General features: G+C 73.1%; 17 protein-coding genes and 1 tRNA gene. 12 read left to right on the top strand and 6 right to left on the bottom strand.

Annotation, left to right across the window (positions count from 1 at the left end; all coding sequences use genetic code 11):
• The first annotated feature begins 18 nt into the window (after window positions 1–18).
• Entirely contained in the window at window positions 19–393 is a 375-nt protein-coding gene (locus DMP15_RS03250; RefSeq protein WP_073576068.1) for a hypothetical protein, read from the top strand.
• Between the two features lie 207 nt (window positions 394–600).
• Here the strand turns inward: DMP15_RS03250 and DMP15_RS03255 are convergent.
• A tRNA-Gly gene (locus DMP15_RS03255) sits at window positions 601–671 on the bottom strand.
• A 163-nt stretch (window positions 672–834) separates the two neighbouring features.
• On the opposite strand from DMP15_RS03255, the gene DMP15_RS03260 reads away from it, so the two are divergent.
• The 3 genes from DMP15_RS03260 to DMP15_RS03270 are packed head-to-tail and all read left to right on the top strand — an operon-like array spanning window position 835 to window position 3,832.
• Window positions 835–2,016: a UDP-N-acetylglucosamine 2-epimerase gene (locus tag DMP15_RS03260; RefSeq protein WP_073576067.1), complete on the top strand. Its 1,182-nt coding sequence runs from the start codon at window positions 835–837 to the stop codon at window positions 2,014–2,016.
• 26 nt (window positions 2,017–2,042) lie between these two features.
• Complete coding sequence (gene dcd, locus DMP15_RS03265; protein WP_062398841.1) at window positions 2,043–2,627, top strand: dCTP deaminase; 585 nt, start codon at window positions 2,043–2,045, stop codon at window positions 2,625–2,627.
• Between the two features lie 47 nt (window positions 2,628–2,674).
• Complete coding sequence (locus tag DMP15_RS03270; RefSeq protein WP_337825431.1) at window positions 2,675–3,832, top strand: hypothetical protein; 1,158 nt, start codon at window positions 2,675–2,677, stop codon at window positions 3,830–3,832.
• 60 nt (window positions 3,833–3,892) lie between these two features.
• Here the strand turns inward: DMP15_RS03270 and DMP15_RS03275 are convergent, their stop codons facing one another.
• Window positions 3,893–6,367 carry a heterodisulfide reductase-related iron-sulfur binding cluster gene (locus DMP15_RS03275; RefSeq protein WP_179761527.1) on the bottom strand — a complete coding sequence of 825 codons (2,475 nt, stop codon included), beginning with the start codon at window positions 6,365–6,367 and terminating at the stop codon, window positions 3,893–3,895.
• A gap of 512 nt (window positions 6,368–6,879) precedes the next feature.
• Here DMP15_RS03275 and DMP15_RS03280 point away from each other — a divergent pair.
• The 7 genes from DMP15_RS03280 to DMP15_RS03310 are packed head-to-tail and all read left to right on the top strand — an operon-like array spanning window position 6,880 to window position 14,866.
• Complete coding sequence (locus DMP15_RS03280; protein ID WP_020622502.1) at window positions 6,880–7,158, top strand: hypothetical protein; 279 nt, start codon at window positions 6,880–6,882, stop codon at window positions 7,156–7,158.
• Between the two features lie 3 nt (window positions 7,159–7,161).
• A complete protein-coding gene (locus tag DMP15_RS03285) occupies window positions 7,162–7,851 on the top strand; it encodes a hypothetical protein (RefSeq protein WP_337825432.1) in 690 nt (229 codons plus the stop codon).
• Window positions 7,838–10,930 carry an ATP-binding protein gene (locus DMP15_RS03290; RefSeq protein WP_337825433.1) on the top strand — a complete coding sequence of 1,031 codons (3,093 nt, stop codon included), beginning with the start codon at window positions 7,838–7,840 and terminating at the stop codon, window positions 10,928–10,930. The genes DMP15_RS03285 and DMP15_RS03290 overlap by 14 nt, the downstream gene beginning before the upstream one ends.
• On the top strand, window positions 10,927–12,834 hold the full coding sequence (locus DMP15_RS03295; RefSeq protein ID WP_073576063.1) for a hypothetical protein: 1,908 nt from the start codon (window positions 10,927–10,929) through the stop codon (window positions 12,832–12,834). Before DMP15_RS03290 ends, DMP15_RS03295 begins: the two co-directional genes overlap by 4 nt.
• Window positions 12,824–13,420, top strand: a complete 597-nt coding sequence (locus DMP15_RS03300) for a hypothetical protein (protein ID WP_062398831.1) — start codon at window positions 12,824–12,826, stop codon at window positions 13,418–13,420. Before DMP15_RS03295 ends, DMP15_RS03300 begins: the two co-directional genes overlap by 11 nt.
• A complete protein-coding gene (locus DMP15_RS03305; protein ID WP_073576062.1) occupies window positions 13,417–14,442 on the top strand; it encodes a C40 family peptidase in 1,026 nt (341 codons plus the stop codon). Before DMP15_RS03300 ends, DMP15_RS03305 begins: the two co-directional genes overlap by 4 nt.
• Window positions 14,443–14,470: 28 nt before the next feature.
• Window positions 14,471–14,866: a hypothetical protein gene (locus tag DMP15_RS03310; protein ID WP_237454045.1), complete on the top strand. Its 396-nt coding sequence runs from the start codon at window positions 14,471–14,473 to the stop codon at window positions 14,864–14,866.
• A gap of 187 nt (window positions 14,867–15,053) precedes the next feature.
• On the opposite strand, the gene DMP15_RS03315 is transcribed toward DMP15_RS03310, so the two are convergent.
• The 4 genes from DMP15_RS03315 to DMP15_RS03330 all read right to left on the bottom strand — a co-directional run bounded on the left by DMP15_RS03315 (window position 15,054) and on the right by DMP15_RS03330 (window position 18,241).
• On the bottom strand, window positions 15,054–15,875 hold the full coding sequence (locus tag DMP15_RS03315; RefSeq protein WP_337825434.1) for an ESX secretion-associated protein EspG: 822 nt from the start codon (window positions 15,873–15,875) through the stop codon (window positions 15,054–15,056).
• Window positions 15,872–17,233: a WXG100 family type VII secretion target gene (locus tag DMP15_RS03320; protein WP_337825435.1), complete on the bottom strand. Its 1,362-nt coding sequence runs from the start codon at window positions 17,231–17,233 to the stop codon at window positions 15,872–15,874. The genes DMP15_RS03315 and DMP15_RS03320 overlap by 4 nt, the downstream gene beginning before the upstream one ends.
• A gap of 25 nt (window positions 17,234–17,258) precedes the next feature.
• Window positions 17,259–17,594, bottom strand: coding sequence for a PE domain-containing protein (locus DMP15_RS03325; RefSeq protein ID WP_073576058.1), 336 nt, complete (start codon window positions 17,592–17,594; stop codon window positions 17,259–17,261).
• A gap of 80 nt (window positions 17,595–17,674) precedes the next feature.
• Entirely contained in the window at window positions 17,675–18,241 is a 567-nt protein-coding gene (locus DMP15_RS03330) for a DUF3558 family protein (protein ID WP_073576057.1), read from the bottom strand.
• 253 nt (window positions 18,242–18,494) lie between these two features.
• Here DMP15_RS03330 and dnaK point away from each other — a divergent pair, with 253 nt between their 5' ends.
• Window positions 18,495–20,360 carry a molecular chaperone DnaK gene (gene dnaK, locus DMP15_RS03335; protein WP_073576056.1) on the top strand — a complete coding sequence of 622 codons (1,866 nt, stop codon included), beginning with the start codon at window positions 18,495–18,497 and terminating at the stop codon, window positions 20,358–20,360.
• Window positions 20,361–20,362: the final 2 nt, after the last annotated feature.

The raw sequence follows: 20,362 nt of genomic DNA on the forward strand, positions 1-20,362 counted from the left end.
CCTGCACAATGGGGAGACGTGACACCCCCCGTACCGCCGCTGCGGCGGTCCCTGCGCGCCCTGCTGTCCGCCGTCCTCACCGCGCTCGCGATCCCGGTCGTGCTCGCGGCGGGTGCTGCGCTGCCACCTGCCGCGGTGGTCGTGGGGATCGTGCTGGCGGTGGTCGTCGCCGGGGTGGCCCGCACGCTGTCCTGGGTGGCCGGGGAGCCGATCGGCGAGCGGGCGACGGCGCTGGCCGTGGCCAGCGGCCTCGGCGCGGGGACCGCGGCGATCGCGCTGGGCGTGGTCGCGGTGTTCGCCGGCCCCGCTGTGTTGGTGCTCGTCCCGTTGCTCACCGGGGCCGGGGTCGCGACCTGGTGGGTCGCCCGCCGGGACGTACCGCCCGCGCTCTGACTCCATGATCACCGGTTGTGGAGTCCGGAGTGCACTCCACGGCCCCCGCGCTCCACAAACGGTGATCATGAGGCCGCACGGCGACTGCCACACGCCACCGGTCACGGACCGTCGTCGCACGGAATGGCACGAGAGACTGTTCCCCGGAGACGACGAAGGCCCAGGCTCGGCGGGAAACCTGCCGCTGACCTGGGCCTTCGTGTTCTGAGCGGATGACGGGAATCGAACCCGCGTATTCAGCTTGGGAAGCTGATGTTCTACCATTGAACTACATCCGCATGGCGTGAGATCACCCTAGCACCACGATCCGCGTACCTGTCACGGACCTCCCCTGCCCGGTCGTCGCACGATCCGACCACCGGGCGCGCGTGTCTCGACCCGGCCGCCCGGTCCGCGCACACTCGTCACCGTCGGTCAGACCTCGGCCGGAAGGCGACTGCGATGACGGTGTTCGACCCGACGTCGGGCGACGTGTCCGGGTTCCCCCCGGACCACGAGCACGACGTCCTGCTCATCGCCGGCAGCCGTCCCGAGGTCGCCCGGCTCGCCCCGGTCGCCGGGGCCGTCGCGGCGGCGGACCGCATCCGTGGGATCACCGTCGCCACCGGGCCGGACCCGATGTCCGTCCACGAGGCGTTCGAGGCACTCGGTGTCCCCACCGACATCACGATCCTGCTGCCGCTGGAGACCGGGCCCGGCATGGCCGACGTCGCCGCGGCGCTGTTCACCCGGCTCGACCAGCTGCTCGTCGACCAGGACCCGTCCGCGGTGCTGGTGCACGGTGGTGGGCTGGCGGCCGAGGTCGCGGCGACGGTCGCGTTCTGGCGGCGGATCCCGATCGTGCACATGCAGGCCGGCATGGGTACCGACGACCTGTTGTGCCCGTTCCCGCAGGAGGCGCACCGGCGGGTCATCGGCCAGCTCGCGTCGCTGTTCCTCACCACCAGCGGCTCCGCGCTGGGCAGCCCGCTCGGCCCGAACGTGCTGACGATCGGCGACACGATCAACTCGCTGCCCGGCCCCCGGCACCAGGGCTGTGTCGACGCGCTGGAGCGGATGCACGACCAGCACCGCAGGCTGATCGTCGTCGACCTGGCGAGGGCCTCGTCGTCGCCGGTCCTGCGTGGGATCGCGGACCTGCTGGAGCGGTACCCGCGGATCGAGATCGTGCTGTTCGGCGCGCTCGCCGCGGGGGAGGCGGCGCAGTCGCTCGGGACCCACCCGCGGGTGACGGTCGTGGCCGAGCCGGCGCTGCCCGACCAGCTGGCCGTGCTCACCGCGGCGACCGTCCTGGTGAGCGACGACCACGAGCTCGTGGTCGACGCACCGGGTCTCGGTACCCTCGCGGTCCTGGTCGACGGGCCGAACGTGCCGCAGCCCGGCGACTCGATCCGCAGCATCGCCGCGCACGACGCGGCCGCCGCCGTGGCGCAGGTGCTCGACGGCGACCACGGGCGCCGCGCCGCCGCGTCGGACGGGTTCGAGGCCGCCCGCGCAGAGCAGGCCGTCGCCTGGATGTTCGGGCTGACCCGCTCGCCGCAGCTGCCCGACGACCTCGTCGGCGGCGGCCGGCACAGCCCCGGTGAGGTGGAGTCGGACTCCGAGGAGTCCTCCGAGGCGTGACCGGGGGCCCTGGATAGGGTGTCGGCGTGCTGCTCTCCGACGGTGACCTGCGCAAGGACATCGAGTCCGGCCGGCTCGTGCTCGACCCGTGGGACGTCGAGATGCTCCAGCCGTCCAGTGTCGACGTCCGGCTGGACCGGTACTTCCGCGTCTTCCAGAACTCGCGCTACACCCACATCGACCCCGCCCAGCAGCAGGACGAGCTGACGACCCCGGTGGAGACACCGGACGGCGAGTCGTTCGTGCTGCACCCCGGCGAGTTCGTGCTGGGCTCCACGTTCGAGCGGGTCGGGCTGCCCGACGACCTGGCCGGACGCCTGGAGGGCAAGAGCTCGCTCGGCCGTCTGGGTCTGCTGACCCACTCCACCGCCGGGTTCATCGATCCGGGCTTCACCGGCCACATCACCCTCGAGCTGTCCAACGTGGCGAACCTGCCGATCACGCTGTGGCCGGGGATGAAGATCGGGCAGCTGTGCCTCTTCCGGCTGTCCAGTCCGGCCGAACGGCCCTACGGCACCGAGGGCGTCGGGTCGCGCTACCAGGGGCAGCGGGGCCCGACGCCGTCGCGCGCGTTCCGCAACTTCCACCGCACCGACACCCGGCGGGCCTGAGCTCGTCGTCGCCGTCGGGGGTGACGGCGTCGCTACGCTGGGCGGTGATGGACGCCGACCGCAGCTCCCCGGACCCGTGGGCCACCGGCCGCCGTCGGAGTGGCCGCCCCGACCGCGGCGTCCGCCGCGCCACCCCACCCCGGTACGACGACGCCGCTCCCGACCCGACCGGGCGTGGCGTCCCCACCCCCGGCACACCCGCGCCCGGCGCCGCCGGCGAGACCGCGGCCGGTGAGGGCGCGGGCCGTTCCGAGCCCGCCACCCCGCCGGACCCCGGTACCGAGCTCGTCGTGTCCCCCGTGGCCCCCCCGGAACCCGACCCCGGCTCACGCGCCCTCACCCGCCGGCCCGCACCCGACCCCGCGGACCCGCCACAGGCGGACCGCGGGACGGCGGAACGGGACCCCTGGGCCCCGTGGCGCCGCCTGCGCCCCCGCACCGTCCGCGGTGCCACCGCGCTCGGTCTCGCGGGTGCCGCGATCCTGCTCCTGCCCTTCCTCGACGACCCGGGCCGCTGGTGGGTCCCGGTCGGCCTCGGGTTCGGCACCCTGGTCCTGCTGGCCCTGCTGCGGCTGGACCGGCTGCTTCAGGGGTGGGCACCGCACGTCGCCGGGGTCGTGCTCGTCGCGGCCCTGGTGAACGGCACCCGGGAGAACCCGTGGGCGTGGGCGCTGGCCCTGTCGGTGGGGGTGATCGTCGCCGGAGCGCTGCTGCTGCCGCGCTGGACGGTGCTCGCCGCCGGCGTGGTGCTCCTGGCGGTGTCCGGGGTCGGCTACTCGTTCCGCTCGGCCGAGATCCGGCAGGACCAGGCCCGCGTCGACGCGCAGGCCGGCGCGCAGTTCCGCACCGACCTCGGCGTCGCCCGCCCGCAGCTCGCGCTCGTCTCGCTGGACACCGGGGTCGCCTCGTCGAACCCGGCCCGCGTCTGCCGGCTCGTCCAACCCGCCGCGCTCGACCAGCTCCGCGCCGCGACGGGTGCGGCGGGCTGCGAGGACGCCGTCGCCGTCCTGCACGGGCGGATGCCCGCGGGGGCACAGGTCACCGTCCCGGACCGGCGTCCGGACCCGGAGGTGGCGGTCGGCTCCACCACCGCCGTCGACGCCTGCGGCTCGGCGTGGGGCGCGGCCGCACCGCAGCTCGGCCGCGTCGTCCTCACCCGCACCACCGCGACGACGTTCCAGGTCAGCTCCTTCACTCCCTGCTGACCCGCACACGACGACGGCCGGGCACCCCCTGCGGGGTACCCGGCCGTCGTCGGTGGTGGGTCAGTTCTCGTTCGAGCGCTCCGGTGTCGCCTCCTCCGGCGACGACCCGTTGCTCGACCCGTTCGCCGTGCCGTTCCCCGACGACGCCGGGGTGCCGGTGCTCGACGCGCCGTCCGAGCCGGCCGGGGTCGGGTCCTGCTTCGCGGCCTCGTCGGCCACCTCGGCGGCCGGGGTGGCGGTCCCCGGGGCGTCGGTGGTCGGCGCGCTCTGGCCCTCGGTCTCGGGCTGCGGCTCCGGCGCGGTGTCGGCAGGGGCGTCGCCCCGCTTCACCGCGGTGAGCAGCATCTGCGAGACGTCCTGGACCTGCACGGCCTCACCGGCGGTCTGGTTCACGCCGTCGGTCATCATCGTGCGGCAGAACGGGCAGCCGACCGCCAGCGTGCCGGACGGCTCCGAGCCGCCACCGGCCTCGGTGAGGGTCTCGGCGGCCTCCTCGGCGCGGGTGAAGTTGATGCGCTTGCCGATGCGCTCCTCCATCCACATCCGGGCGCCACCGGCACCGCAGCACATCGACCGGTCGCCGTGCCGCGGCATCTCGGTGAGCGTGGTCGTTCCGGCCGCTCCGGTCGCGTTGATCAGCGCGCGGGGCTCCTCGTAGACCTCGTTGTGCCGCCCGAGGTAGCAGGGGTCGTGGTAGGTGACCGGGCCGGTCTCCTCGCCCGCCGGGGCCGACACCGGGACCAGCTTCTTGTCCCGCACCAGCTTGTTGAGCAGCTGGGTGTGGTGCACGACCTCGTAGTGCCCGTCGAGCTGGGGGTACTCCCGGCCCAGGGTGTTGAGGCAGTGCGGGCAGGTCGTGACGATCTTGCGGGTGCCGGCCTCGCGGCCCTCGAACACGGTGTTGAGGGTCTCGACGTTCTGCTGGGCGAGCATCTGGAACACGAACTCGTTGCCCGAGCGGCGCGCGGGGTCACCGGTGCAGGTCTCCCCCGAGCCGAGAACGGCGAAGTTCACCCCGGCGCGGTGCAGCAGCTCCGCGGTGGCCCGGACGGTCTTCTTCTGGCCGTCGTCGAACGCGCCGGCGCAGCCGATCCAGAACAGGTACTCGGTCTCGGCGTCCAGCTCGCTCTCGACGACCGGGACCTCGAAGTCGAGGCCCTTGGTCCACTCGAGGCGGTCCTTGGCGTTCTGGCCCCAGGGGTTGCCCTTGTTCTCCAGGTTCTTGAACAGCGAGTTGAGCTCGGTGGGGAACTCGGTCTCGATGAGGACCTGGTAGCGGCGCATGTCGATGATGTGGTCGACGTGCTCGATGTCGACCGGGCACTGCTCGACGCACGCGCCGCAGGTGGTGCAGGACCACAGGATGTCGGGGTCGATGACTCCGAGGACGTCCTCACCGCCGACCAGCGGCCGGCCCGCGGCCTCCAGGGCGTCGACCGGGATGGCCTTGAGCCGCTCCTCGGCGCCCTCGCCGGTGATGCCGACCTCGTCGCCCGCCATGTCGCGGCTGCCGCCGGCGAGCAGGTAGGGGGCCTTCTCGTAGGCGTGGTCGCGCAGGGCGTTGACCAGCAGCTTCGGCGACAGCGGCTTCTCGGTGTTCCAGGCCGGGCACTGCGACTGGCAGCGCCCGCACTCGGTGCAGGTGGTGAAGTCGAGCAGGCCCTTCCAGGTGAAGTCCTCGACCTTGCCGACGCCGAAGGTGTCGGTGTCGGGGTCGGCCTCCTCCAGGTCCAGCGGCTTGCCGTTCGACATCATCGGCCGGGTCGCGCCGAGGGCCTTGTAGCCGTCGTCGTTGCGCTTGAAGTAGATGTTCGGGAACGCGGTGAACCGGTGCCAGGCCACACCCATCGTCGGGGTGAGCGCGATGACGATCAGCCAGACCGTCGCGGACAGCACCTTCACCGCGGCGAAGACGGTGACCAGCGTGGTCGAGGCGGGCAGGACCGCGGACAGCGCGTAGGAGACCGGGGCGGACCAGACCGGCACGTCGAACGCGCCCAGGGAGATCTTCGCGCCGCGCACCACCAGGATGCCCAGGCCCTCGAGGAACACGATCGCCTCGACGAAGTAGGCGCGGCCCATGTTCGAGCCGTAGAACCGCGACATCCGGCCCTGCCGGTTCGGGTTGTTCGCCTGGCGGATGACGATCAGCGCGGCGATGCCGACGACCGTGCCGACGCCGAGGATCTCGACGAACAGCGAGTACACCGACCACTGCCCGATCAGCGGCAGGTGGAAGGTCGGGTTCCAGACCTCGACGAAGGCCTCGATCAGCGCCAGGAACAGGCCGCCGAAGCCGACCATGACCAGCCAGTGGACGATGCCCACCTTGGTCCACTTGAGCATCCTGGTGTGACCCAGGGTCTCCTTGAGCATCGTCGCGAACCGCGGCCCGAACGGGCCGGTGCGCGTCGGGTCGGACTCACCGAGCCGGATGATCTTCACCATCCGGGTCACGGTCATCGCGACGAGGGCCACGGCGACGATCGCCGACAGCACGGTGACGATGCCGAGCGTGTACTGCACCCAGGTCATCTGGAGGAACCTCCCTGTTGAACACCCAGCGGTCCCTGCCGGAGCGTGGTGCTGCCGTGACGGATCGGGACGGGAAACGATGAACCGGTCCGGTGGCGCGCGTCGGCGAGGGCGCGGTCGGGGGCGCACGGATTACCGTGCCGCCGGGACCGGGCGGGCCTCTCCATCGCAGTGCCTCCTCGGACCTCGTCGCCGCACTGGTGTGGTGGGGTGCGACGACGGTCGGGCGAAGGGTAGTGCGCCCGGCCTGGGGTCGCCCGACCCCGTCATGGTCGGGTCGTGCTTGTTACCGAACAGTAGCCAAGGACGACCATGACATCTCGGACCGGGGGCGGTCCTGCGGGGAGACACGAGTCACGCCCGATCGGCGCTGGTCCGACCGTGTCGACCCGATCGCGCAGCGTGGCGCACCCGTGGGCCGGGTGGCTCAGCCCCTAGGATCCCGTACGGGTCTCGTGGTCTACTCGCCTGCGGGAGCGACCGGGACAAGCGGACTGCCGCAAGGAGGAGCTGTGAAGACCTCGTACGAGGCGATCCAGCTGGTACTCGCCCAGGGCGGACAGCTGACCACGGTCAACCTCCGCGACTGGATCACGAACAACATCGTGCCGCTGATCCTGCTCGCGATCGCCGTCATCCTGCTGTGGATCGGTGGTCGTGGTGACAACGCCGGCGTGGCCCGGCGCAGCATCGGACTGCTGGTGGGTCTGATCGCACTGGGCATCGCCGTGACCGGCAGCGGTCCGGCCATCGGACAGGCGCTGGCCAACCTGCTCGTGACCCCGGGCTGATCCGTGCTCGTTCGCACGGACGACGAGGTCTACCGCGTCGACGCCGTCTGGCTCGGGCCGCCACGGGCAACCTTTCCCTGGCGCGCCCGCTACGTCAGCTACGGCGTCGGACTCCTCGTCATGATGCTGATCATGTTCGTCCAGCGCCGGCTCGGTATCGGCCTGGACTTCTTCTCCGTGGCCTGGGCGCTCGTCGGCACCGTCGCGATCACCCGCCTGCTCGGTAAGAAGATCGACTACGAGCGGCCGCTGGGTCAGGTCCTCGGCCAGTTCTGGGCCGAGGTGACCGGGCCGCGGGCCGGTCGGAAGGCCGCGGGCGGCTCGGTCCGCGCGGGGCACGTCCGCGTCCACACCACCCGTGCCCACCCCGGTGTCCCGTCGGCCGGTGGCCGGACCCCCGCGCTGTCCACCGCGCAGCCCACCCGGATCGACGCCGCGCGGACGCGGCCGCCGGTCACCGTGGACGCCGCCGTGGACACGCCCGCCACCACCGCCACGGTGGTCCCGGGGCTCGAGGCGCCGGTCGCCGCACCCGCGCGCGTGGTCCCGCCCCTGCCGGAGCCGGGCAGCGCACCGCGCCGGAGCCGTTTCCGCCGGGCCCGCGGCGGTGGCAGCGGTCGCGGCGCGAGCGTGCCCGCGCGCACCCCCCGTCCCGACCCGTGGCGCCGGAGTGGCCACCGTGGCCGCACCTGAGCGGACCCCCCGGCCGAAGGCCCGGCGCGGCCGGGCCCGTGCCGGCGAGGGCGGTTCGGACTACACCCCGTCGATCGCGCTGCGCTCGATCGACGGGCACATCACGCGTACCAACGGGCAGGTCATGGCCTGGTACCGGCTCGCGGCGCAGGCGTGGAGCTTCCGCAGCGACAACCAGCGCGAGGTCCTGATCCGCCAGATCGCCGCGCAGCTCGGCGAGCTGCAGGGGCGCTGGCTGCACCTGCGCGTCACCACCCGGCCCTACCCGGTGCACATGTGGGCGGAGTCGTTCGATCAGAACGCGATCGGCCGCATGCCCGACGTGCCCGGCGCCCTGGGCTGGGACGGGTTCCTGGAGGGCGAGCAGCGCCACCTGATGGGGCTGTCGATGGCCGACAAGGAGGTCTTCCTCGGCATCGAGGTCTCCGGCCGCGGGCTGATCGACCGCTGGGTGGAGCGCGCCGCGCCCGTCCTGGACCGCCTCGTGCCGTCCGCGGTCAAGGCCGAGCTCGCCGCGCTGGAGACCGAGATCAACCACCTGGACGTGCTCGTCGCCGGGTCCGGTCTCGACGCCGTCCCCGCGAGCGCGGAGGACATGGCCTGGCTGATGCACCGCTCGGTCGCCCTCGGGCTGCCCGCCCCGCGCGGGCTGTCCTCGGTGCCGCGCGGGGTGTCGACCTGGGAGCCGGAGGACCTCGCCGCGTTCACCGAGGGCGTCGACCTGCACCAGGAGCCGTACGCGCCGACGGTGCAGGTCGTCGGGCGGATGCGCAGCCAGACCGTCACCCGCAACGTCGCGGTGCTGAGCGTCGGGCTGATGGAGGGGCTGCGGATCCCCGAGATCGACGACCCGTGGATGCAGCACTCCGACCGGCTGCCGTTCCCGGTGGAGTGGTCCGCGCGGATCTACGTGCGCCGCCCGGAGGACGTCACCGGCGAGCTGCAGCGCCAGATGGGCAAGGTGCGCAGCCAGATCCGGCACTACACCCACGACCACGACCTCGACCCGCCCATGTCGCTCGCGCGGCAGGCCGACCGGGTCCTGGAGGTCGAGGACGAGCTCACCACCGGGCTCACCCAGCTCAACACCCGTCTCTACGGCTGGTGGCGGATCGCCGTGTCGGGCCGTGACGAGGCCGAGGCCACCACCCGCGCCCAGCAGGTCGTCGACCTGTACCGGCCCAAGGTGCAGATCGAGCACCCCGAGGCGCAGTACCGCTACGCTCGCGAGTTCATCCCCGGCGAGCCGCTGGCCGCGACGGCCTACCGGCGACGCGGGTCGGTCACCTGGGCGGCCGCCGCGGTCCCGGCCGCGACGGCCAGTGTCGGCGACCGCCGCGGGATCATGCTCGGCGAGACCTGCACCGCGACCCGCCGCCCGGTCGCCTGGGACCCGTGGCTGGCCCAGGAGGTCCGACGCGCCTCCGGCCTCACCGCGATCGTCGGCGGCCTGGGCTCGGGCAAGTCGTTCCTCACCGGGCTGGTCGTCTACAAGACGCTGCGCGCCGGGGCCCGCTGGACGGTGCTCGACCCGTCCGGCCCGCTGGCCGAGCTGACCCGGCTGCCGGAGCTGGCGCCGTTCTCCCGGCACATCAACCTGCTCCGCGCCGACCCCGGCATCCTCAACCCGTACCGGGTGGTCGCCGAGCCGCGGCCGGACCACTTCCTCGACGACGAGGACCCCGAGCGCGCCTGGAAGCGGGAGCGCTCGCTGGCCGCGGCCACCCGCCGTCGGCTGGTGCTCGACGTGCTGTCCGGGCTGCTGCCCTACGAGATCGCCCGCCAGCCGCACACCCGGATCGTGCTGCTCCGCGCGGTCCGCGAGGTCGGCGGCTCGCCCGACCGGCACCCCGGCATGGTCATCGACGCGCTGCGCCGGCACGCCGGTGAGGGCGAGGACCACGCCGGCGTCGTCGCGGACTTCCTCGACGAGCGGCGCGAGCTGCCGCAGGCCGCGCTGCTGTTCCCCGACGAGACCCGCGCCGACCCCTGGCAGGCCGACCGCGACTACCGGCTCACCGTGCTGACGATGCAGGGACTGTCGCTGCCGCGCCCGGGCAGCCCGCGCGAGGAGTGGACCGACAACGAGTCGCTCGGCGTCGAGCTGCTGAACCTGGCGTCCTGGCTGACCCAGCGCACGATCTACGACGCCGACCGCAACCTGCGCAAGGGCGTCGCGCTCGACGAGACGCACTTCCTGTCCCAGGTGCCGACCGGCAAGGTGCTCATCGACCGCCTCGCCCGCGACTCCCGCAAGTTCAACGTCCGCGCCCTGTTCGCCTCCCAGCTGGCCGGTGACCTGCTGCGGGTCTCGGGCTTCGCGTCGCTGGTCAACGCCGTGTTCGTCGGCCGGACCGACGACGAGGAGGCTCAGTCCGAGGCGCTGCGGCTGCTGCGCGTGCCCACCGACGTCGGCTACGAGGAGATGCTCGGGACCCTGTCCCCGCGCCCCCGCCACGACGACCGGCCCGACGACGCGCCCCGCCAGTTCGTCTTCGCCGACGGCCACGGCGGGGTGGAGAAGGTCCGCATCGACCTGGAGGCGCCGCACCTGGAGCACGTCCGCGAGGCGCTCGACACCAACCCCGACGCCGCCCGCGTCGTCGCCCCGCGCCCGCCGGGTGGCCCGGCGATCACCGCACCCGGGCATCCCGAGATGAGCGCACCCGACGAGCCGAGCCCGCTGCCCGCCCGGCGCGCCCCGGCCCCCGTGGTGCTGCCCGACCTCGACGGCGACGAGATCGACCTGCGTACCGACACCCGGATCGGCCCCGGCGACGACGACCCGGTCCTGGCCGGCGGGATCCGTGCCGGTGGGGTGCAGGTCGTGTCGGTCGCCGCGACCGACGCCGCCGTCGGCCGCGCGGAGCTCTACGACGACGAGCAGCTCGACCTGCTCGACGAGCTCGACGACGACTGGGTGGTCGACGAGCCCGCCCCCGCGGACGGCACCGCCCCCGCGGACGGCACCGCCTCCACGGACGGCACCGCCCCCGCGAACGGCACCGGCCCGTCGAACGGGACGGCGGCCACGAACGGCCACCCCGCGGCCGCTCCCCCCGACGGGGACGGACGGTGACGGCGGGCCTCGACCCGTCCGGCGGCGCAGGCGTCTGGGTCGTCCTGGGCGTGCTGCTCGCGGCCGTCGTCGTGTCGGTGCGGAAGACCCGCCGCCGCACGCCGCAGACGCCCGGGGTGACCCGCCGCCGTCGTCGGCGGACGGCGGTCCTGGTGGTCACCGCGATCGCCGGCGGCACGCTGCTGCTCGGCTCGCCGGCCATGGCGCAGGCGCTGGACTGCAAGTCCCCGCCGGAACCGGACCGCCCCGGCACCGGGCTGGTCGGCTCGCTGGACCGGCCCTCGGCGCTGCACGGGGAGGCCGGCAGCGTCTACGAGGAGGTCGGCTACGCCGGTCTCGTCTGGCACAACTACGACCTGGGCTGCGCCACGTCGGGCGTGCTGAACCCGTCGGTCACCACCGACACATGGCTGGGCAACCAGGTCTTCAACCTGGCGAAGCTGACCGTCGGCGGGGTGAACTGGGCGCACTACCTCATCGCCGACGGCGGGTCGCTGTTCGCGCCGCTCGACCAGGTCATCACCACCGCGACCCGGGCGATGTACGAGACCGTGTTCACCACCTGGGTGGGCCTCGGCCTGCTCGGGTTCGCGATCATCGTGCTGCTGCTGGCGATGCGCGGGGAGCTCGCGCGCCAGGCCCAGCGCACCGGCATCGCCGTACTCGCGCTGATGCTCGGATCCGCCGCCTACCTCGCACCGGTCGACTGGTCCCGTGCCGCGGACAACCTGCTGCTCGACGGCGTCACGCAGATGCAGGAGGGCTTCCTCGGCCAGGTCGGGCTGGGCACCCGCGACACGCTCCCGACGGTGCTCGTCGACCAGGTCGCCTACCAGAACTGGCTGCGCGGCACGTTCGGCGCGCCGGACGTCCCGCAGGCCCAGGAGCTGGGCCGGGACCTGCTGCGGGCGCAGGCGTTCACCATCGACGAGATCGACCAGGGCCAGGACACGTCCGAGACGGCGGAGCGCAAGAAGGGCGAGTACGCCGCGCTCGCCGACCGCATGGGGGACCGCTACCCGTACTTCACCGGGGCCTCCGGCAGCCGGATCGGGGCCGGGACGCTCGCGCTGATCCAGGCCGCGTGCATCGCGCTGTTCCAGCTGCTGTCCAAGGTCCTGGTGCTGGTCGCACTGCTGGTCATCCGGCTGATGGTGGTGACGGCGCCGGCGATCGCCGTCGTCGCGCTGCTGAAACCGGACGTCATCCCGGCGATCCTGCGCATCGGCGGCGCCGCGATCGTGAACACGCTCGTCGTCGGGGCGCTGGCCGGGCTGCACGCGCTGCTGGTCGTGTCGCTGTTCGCCCCCGGGTCCGGGGTCGACCTGTGGCTCGCGCTGCTGGTCACCGGCGTGGTCACGCTCGTGCTGTGGGCGGTCGCGCGGCCGTTCCGGCGGCTGGTGTCGATGGTGACACTGACTCGTGAGCAGTTCGGCGGGATCGTCCCCGGCATCAACGGCGGCCCGGTGTCGCGGGTGTGGAACCGGATGCGCGGCCCGAACGACGCCGACGAGCGCCAGTCCCGCTGGTGGTCCGAGCGCGGCGGCCCCGGCGGGTCCGGCGACCCGGGTGCGGCGCGACCGGAGGCCGAGACCGCGGCCGGGCCGGGGGCCCGGGTCCGTCGTCGCGCGGCACCGGACGTGTCCTCGCCCCAGGCGGCCCGGATCGCCGAGCCGCGCCGCGGGGCGCTGCCGGTCGGGGCGACCGGGCGGCCCGACACCGGGTTCGGTACGCGGGTCGACCCCGGCGAGGTCGACGACCGCTCCATCTACCGCCGCGACGACGCGGGGCCCCGCCGCCCCGGCGATCCGACCCCGGTGACCCCGGAGCTCGTCGACGGCGTGCCCGTCTACAAGATCTACCGCCCGCGGGCGGCCCGCACCGGCGGCGACCGTGCCGATTAGGTCCTCCCGCGGCCGCGCCGGCGCCTACCGCGCGGTGTGGCAGTGGCCGCTGCGCTCCCCCGCCCGGCTCGCCGTGACGGTGGTGGTCCTGGGCGGGCTCGTGTTCGGACTGGTCTCGCTCGGCGGTTCCGGCGGGGCGGCGTCCGGCGGCCTGATCGCCGGGGGCGGCTCCGGCGGCAACCGGTGGGACAGCGGGTCGTCCGGCGTCTCCGCGACGCCCACCCCGACGCTGCTGCCGCCGGTGCCCGAGCTGACGCCCGAGGCACTGCCGGTGTCGCAGGCCCCACGGCAGGCGCTGGAGACGGCGCGCGTGTGGGCGGCGGCCTGGGTGAACCACCCCGACGGGATGACCTCCCAGCAGTGGGTCGCCGGGCTGCGGCCGTACACGACCGACGAGTTCCTCGGCGTGCTCGCGGGCGTCGACCCGTCGAACGTGCCCGCCTCCCGGGTCACCGGGCCCGCGACCCCGACCCGGGTCGCGCCGAAGAGCATCGAGGTCACCGTGCCGACCGACACGCTGACCCTGCGGATCCTGGTCGTCGACACCGAGGCGGGCTGGAAGGTGTCCCGCTACGACCGGGCATGAGCACCCCGCTGACGCGTGCGCTGCGGCCGCTGCGGCTGCTGCTGCCGTTCCTCGCGATCGGGATGGCGCTGGTGCTGTTCCTGACCGTCGGCTTCCTCGCGTTCAGCCCCAACCTCGGGGGCGGCCGGTCGAACGCGGCCTGGTGCGACACCGGGATCTCGACCGCGACGGTCGGCCGTGGCGGCGGGGGAGCCACCTTCGAGACGCTGTCCGACGAGCAGAGGCAGAACGCCGCCGCGATCATCTCGGTCGCCAAGGACATGCAGCTCCCGCCGAAGGCGTGGCTGATCGCGCTGGCCACCGCGATGCAGGAGTCGACGCTCCGCAACATCGACTACGGGGACCGGGACTCGCTCGGGCTGTTCCAGCAGCGGCCGTCGCAGGGGTGGGGCACCCCCGCCCAGGTCACCGACCCCGCCTACAGCAGCCGGATCTTCTACGAACGGCTGATGGAGGTGCCGGGCTGGGACTCGATGCCGGTCACCAAGGCCGCGCAGACCGTGCAGCGCTCGGCCTTCCCCGACGCCTACGCCAAGTGGGAGGGCCTGGCCGCGTCGCTGGTCGAGAACATCGGCGATGTCGCCAACCCGACGGGCTGTGCCCCCGGCACGACCGGCGCGCTGCCCCCGGGTGTCGCCGGGGCCGCGATCGGCTTCGCGCTCGGCGAGCTCGGCAAGCCCTACGTGTGGGGCGCGACCGGACCGGACTCCTGGGACTGCTCCAGCCTGCTGCAGGCGTCGTACCGGGCGGCCGGCGTCACGATCCCGCGGGTGTCGCGCGACCAGTACAACTCCGGCGGCCACCTGCCGGTCCGGGACATGCAGCCGGGCGACTTCCTCTTCTACGCCCACGACACCTCGGACCCGACCACGATCTACCACGTGATGATGTACCTGGGCGACGGCAGGATGGTCGAGGCACCGAACCGCAACTTCCCCGTCCGCGTGCAGCCGGTGTCGTGGGAGTTCGGCGATCTCGTCCCGCTCGCCACCCGGCCGGGGACCACGCCGAACCCCGCCTGAGCGGGGTCGAGGCGCCATCATGAGAGGCATGCGCTCCCCGCTCTCGGACTATCTCGACTCCGCGGCGCCCGGTGCCTGCCCGGACCACCTCGTCGTGCCGCGGTCACTGGCCCAGTCGATGCCGCTGCGCTGGCAGCAGGTCTTCGTCGGGCTGCTCGCCGACCTGCACGACGCCTACCCCGGCGTCGACTGGCCGGAGTACGCCGTGTCCGCGGTGCGGGCCGAACCGTTGACCGAGCTCGACGACGCCCAGCTCGCCACACACGGCTACGTCACCGAGCTGGGGCCCGACGGCGACCTCGAGTACCGCGACGCCGACGACCGCGTCGTCCCCGGGTCGCTGCCCGTCCGGGTGGAGGTGCCCGACACCGTGCCGCCGGCGTCGGCGGGGCAGGTGCCGCGGGGGACCGTCGTCCTGCGCTGACCGCGCCCCCGCTCGTCGCTTCACTGCGCGCGCCGGTCGGGCCCGGCCCGGTGCGCGGGGGCGTCGCCGAGATGCACCACAGCGGGAATCGTCGATCTCCACGGCCCGCTGAGCTGCATCTCGGCGTGCGGCAGGGACACCTCCCCTGCGGAATCCGCTCACCCGGTGAGCGAGTTCCGGCCACCTCTCACCAGGCCCGGTGCGTCCCGACCGGCGCGCGACGGCGCTGCGCCTCGTCGGCGAGCCGGTCCAGCTCGCGGACCAGGTACGCGGCGTCGGCCGGGCCGGCGTGCACGACGGCGTCGTCGGGGAGCGGGCCGCCGACGACGTCCGGGGTCGGGCGCCGCTGCACGTAGCAGCCGTCCGCGGTGGCGTGCACCAGCAGGACCCCCGGCGCGCGGCACGGGTCGGGTCCCTTCCGGCCGGCGCCGAGCTGGGCGACGCCCTCGACCTGCCCCATCCGCCGCAGCATCTCGGCCTCGGCCGCGCTGCAGCCCCGCCGCAGGAGCTCGTGGACGAGCCGGTCGGCGTCGCCGTCGGCGCGCTCGGCGGCCTCGCCCAGCACCGCGACGGGGATCCGCACCCCGGCCCCGGGGCCGGGCACGACCTCGCCGAGCAGCTCGACCAGGACGGCCGACGCGTCGTCGGGCGGGACGCGGAGCAGCGCGACGTCGTCGCCGATCCGGGTGGCCAGCACCGCGTGCCCGGCCCGCCGCGCGACCAGCGCCCGCTGCCACGACGGCGGTGCGACCACGAGGTCGTGCTGGAACTCCGGTGCGACGACCGTGCGCAGGTCGCCGACCAGGTGCTGCTCGAACGCGGTGCCGGTGAACAGGCCGCGCGCGGCGAGGGTGTCGAGACACCCCTGCACGACACGGGCCCGCTCGACGTCGGTGAACCCCGGGCTGAGCAGCTCCAGGACCGCGGGGTTGCGACCGAGGTCGAGCAGGTCCCGGGCGACGTCGAACTCGGCGGCGGTGAGGACGGTGGCGCGGTTCCAGTCGATCATCGGTGGGGCTCCTCGGGGGCCAGGACGGCGTCGGTCGCGGCGATCTCGATGTCGAACACCTCATCGGTGGGGACGACGTAGCGGTTGCGGTGGTCCCGGGTGTCGCGGCTGCCCGCGCCGCCGGCCATCGGGCCGTAGCCGCCGGGGGCGCCGCCGCGTCCGGTGGTCTCGCCGGGGCGGGCGGACCAGGCCGCCTCGGCGGTCCGGACACCGGGACCGAACGGCTCGTACGGTCGTCCGCCACCGGATCCCGTGCCGCCGGGGAGGCGGTCGCCGTACCCGGGACCACGGGCCGACGGCGGGAGGAGCGGCTGGGCCCGGGTCCGTTCGCCGAACCGGTGCCCGAGGTCGACGCGGGTGGCGAGCGGGTCGGGACCCGGTGTCGTCGTCGGGTACGGGCCCGGGGGCGCCGCCGGCCGGTACGGGTCCGGGGCGGGCGTGGCCGGCGGGTCGAGATGCTGGGGTGCGACGACGTCGACCGGCCCGGGAAGCCCGGTGCCCCGGTCCCGGTCGGCCACGCCGTCGCCGGTGGTCCCGGGACCACCGGGCCCCGCGGTTCTCCCGACGTCCGGCGTGCCGGGGCCCGATCCGACGAATCCCGATCCGTCGGTCCCCGGCCCGCCGGGAGCACCGACGCCGTCCGGTCCGGGACGTGCCCCGCCGCCCGGCTGATCCGGGGCGCCGGCTCCCGGACCGCTTCCGCCGAGAGGGGCGGCTCCGCCGCCGGCCCCGACACCGGCCGGGCCGGGACCGCCGGCCCCGGCCGGGCCCGGTGCCGGACCTCCCGCACCGGTGGACGTCGAGGCCGACGCCGGGTCGACGGTGCGGAAGCGATCGTCGATCGCGGACGCCGTGTCGAGATGCTCCTGGAGGGCGCGGTCGGCCTCCTCGCTGTGCCGCTGGTCGCGTTCGAGCGAGGTGACGTAGTCGGCGACGGTGGCGCTCAGCCCGGTCAACGGCGTGCTCGCCAGCAGGTGGAGGGTGCGGACGCCGCTGGTGAAGATGCCCGGCGGGGTGGGGTCCAGAGCGGCGATGGCGGCCTGGGTGCGGTCGAACGACTGCCCGTAGGCGTCCAGCTGGGTCGCGCCGTTCGCGGTGACGGGGGCGGTGCACAGCATCGAGGTGGTGATGCCGTCGAGGGACTGCTGAGCGACGGCCGCGGCGGGGCCCTGCCAGGAGATGCCCAGCTCGGCCATGCGCTTCCGGGCCTCGTCCGATGCGGAGCGCAGCTCGGCGTCCGCGGTGCGGAGTGCGGGTGCGGCGTCGGCGACCGCCGTCGAGCCGGGTTTCCCGACCACCCAGGCGTACTTCTCCTGGAGGGACCTGGCAGCGAAGTTGAAGCCCTGTGAGAACGCCATCGTCTGTCCTGGAGTACCGCGGGTCTCAGATCGTGAACGAACGAGCGATGGCGTCCTCGCCGAGCTCGAAGACGACCGCAGTCGCTCGGAGTCGTCGAACCGCTTCCTCCAACTCGGTCTGATGCTGCGCGTGCGTCGCGATCGTCCGCTCGAACCTGTCCTGGAACGCCGGTGTCGCGACTCCCGAGATCGGGTCGTCCCCGCAGGGACCGACCCGTGTCCTCTGCGCGCTGCGGAGAGATTCTCGAATGGCGATGATCTGGGCGGACAGGGCGCGACCTACCTCGAGCACGTTGTCCGGCGAGATCTGGCTCATCAAGGCGTCCGACGAGCCCACGGTCCCTCGCTGGGTCTGTTCCACGGCCGGAACGTAGGTGCGCCAGCTCCCGGAGACAGCGGTTTCCGCAGCGCTCGTCGCGATTGCGAAGTCGCGGAGTCGGATCAGCGATGGATGAGCGAGGGCAGAGCGGCAGCGGCCACGGCGCGGGCCCTCGTGCACAGGTCGCGGTCGGTGGTTCCGGAACGCTGGAGGTTCGACGACGTCGCCATGGCCTGTGCTCGCAACGACGTCGCGTCGTCGATGTCGACACCCACCTCGCACGAGGGGTACGAGCTCGACGGATACACGGTCTCGGCGGCGCGGTATCCCGACACGTCGACCGGTGCCGTTCCCGGAACGGACAGGAGCTGAGACGTCGGAACCGGGATGAACTGCAGGTTGACGTCGACCCCCGCCGGGTCTGTGCCCAGGTATCCGCAGGTCGGGGCAGGACGACCTCCGATCGTCGCGTCGTCGACCTTGCCGGCCCCCAGATCGAGGTCCGAGCGCTGTGCGGTGTCGAGCAGCTCGCACGGATGGCGTCCGCTCACATCGATGGCGGCCGGGCGCGCGGGCACGGTGGGGTCCGCTACGAGACCTGGCGGCTGCGGCATGCAGGAGGTGAGCCCGACGATCACAGCGGCGCCCACGACGCCGAGGGCCGTGCGACGCGCAGCCGGTACGAGCACGGTGATCCTCCGTCGACGATCGAGCGGCCACAGGCTAGCCCGCCCCACCCCCCGTCGACGGCCGTTCGGACCACCCGCGAACGTCGTGGATAAAAGTTGAGTCCCTCGGGAACAAGTCTTCCGGGTCCCTCGTTGACCCCCATGAGAGCAAGTTGAGCAGGACCCACTCAAGGGCGATGCGCGAGGCGCTCCCCGGCCTGGTACAACTTGAGCCGGACGCACTCACACCCCACACATCTCGGAGGCAGTCACCATGGCTCGTACGGTCGGTATCGACCTCGGGACCACCAACTCCGTCGTCGCCGTCCTCGAGGGTGGCGAGCCGACGGTGATCGCGAACTCGGAGGGTGCCCGCACCACTCCGTCGATCGTCGCGTTCGCGCGCAACGGCGAGGTCCTCACCGGTCAGTCGGCGAAGAACCAGGCGGTCACCAACTCCGACCGCACGTTCCGCTCGGTCAAGCGTCACATCGGCACCGACTGGAAGACGTCGGAGATCGACGGCAAGACCTTCGCGGCGCAGGAGATCAGCGCCCGCGTCCTGCAGAAGCTGAAGCGGGACGCCGAGGCCTACCTGGGCGACGAGGTCACCGACGCCGTCATCACGGTGCCCGCGTACTTCGAGGACGCACAGCGCCAGGCGACCAAGGAGGCCGGCCAGATCGCCGGTCTGAACGTGCTCCGGATCGTCAACGAGCCGACCGCGGCCGCGCTGGCCTACGGCCTCGACAAGGGCGACAAGGAGCAGACCATCCTGGTCTTCGACCTGGGTGGCGGCACGTTCGACGTGTCCCTGCTGGAGATCGCCGAGGGCGTCGTCGAGGTCAAGGCCACCAACGGCGACAACCACCTCGGTGGCGACGACTGGGACGAGCGGATCGTCAGCTGGCTCGTCGACAAGTTCAAGTCCTCCCAGGGCATCGACCTGACCAAGGACAAGATGGCGATGCAGCGGCTCCGTGAGGCCGCGGAGAAGGCGAAGATCGAGCTGTCCAGCTCCTCGTCGACCAGCATCAACCTGCCCTACATCACGGTCGACTCGGACAAGAACCCGCTGTTCCTGGACGAGACGCTGTCCCGCGCGGAGTTCCAGCGGATCACCCAGGACCTCCTGGACCGCACCCGCAACCCGTTCAACCAGGTCATCAAGGACGCCGGCATCTCGGTGAACCAGATCGACCACGTCGTCCTCGTCGGTGGCTCCACCCGGATGCCCGCCGTCACCGAGCTCGTCAAGGAGCTGACCGGCGGCAAGGAGCCGAACAAGGGCGTCAACCCGGACGAGGTCGTCGCCGCCGGTGCCGCGCTGCAGGCCGGTGTGCTCCGCGGTGAGGTCAAGGACGTCCTGCTGCTCGACGTCACCCCGCTGTCCCTGGGCATCGAGACCAAGGGCGGCGTCATGACCAAGCTGATCGAGAAGAACACCACGATCCCGACCAAGCGCTCGGAGATCTTCTCCACCGCGGACGACAACCAGCCGTCGGTGCAGATCCAGGTCTTCCAGGGCGAGCGCGAGATCGCCGCGTACAACAAGAAGCTCGGCATGTTCGAGCTGACCGGCATCGCGCCGGCGCCGCGCGGTGTCCCGCAGATCGAGGTCTCCTTCGACATCGACGCCAACGGCATCGTCAACGTGTCCGCCAAGGACATGGGCACCGGCAAGAGCCAGGAGATGACGATCACCGGCGGTTCGGCGCTGTCCAAGGACGACATCGACCGCATGGTCAAGGAGGCCGAGGCGCACGCCGAGGAGGACGCCAAGCGTCGCGAGGAGGCGGAGACCCGCAACCAGGCGGAGACCCTCGTCTACCAGACGGAGAAGTTCGTCAAGGAGAACGACGAGAAGCTCCCCTCCGACGTCAAGGACGCGGTGAACGCCGCCCTGGGTGAGACCCAGGAGGCGCTGAAGGGCACCGACCACGAGGCGATCAAGTCCTCGATGGAGAAGCTCGCCACCGAGTCCCAGAAGATGGGGTCCGCCCTGTACTCCCAGCCCGGTGCCGAGGGCGCCGCGGGGGCCGCCGGTGGTGCTGCGGACGGTGCCGCGTCCGACGCGCAGGACGACGTCGTCGACGCCGAGATCGTGGACGACGACAAGGACGCCAAGGGCGACAAGTGACG

The organism is Pseudonocardia sp. UM4_GMWB1 (assembly GCF_017312155.1).
Classification (GTDB): Bacteria; Actinomycetota; Actinomycetes; order Mycobacteriales; family Pseudonocardiaceae; genus Pseudonocardia; species Pseudonocardia alni.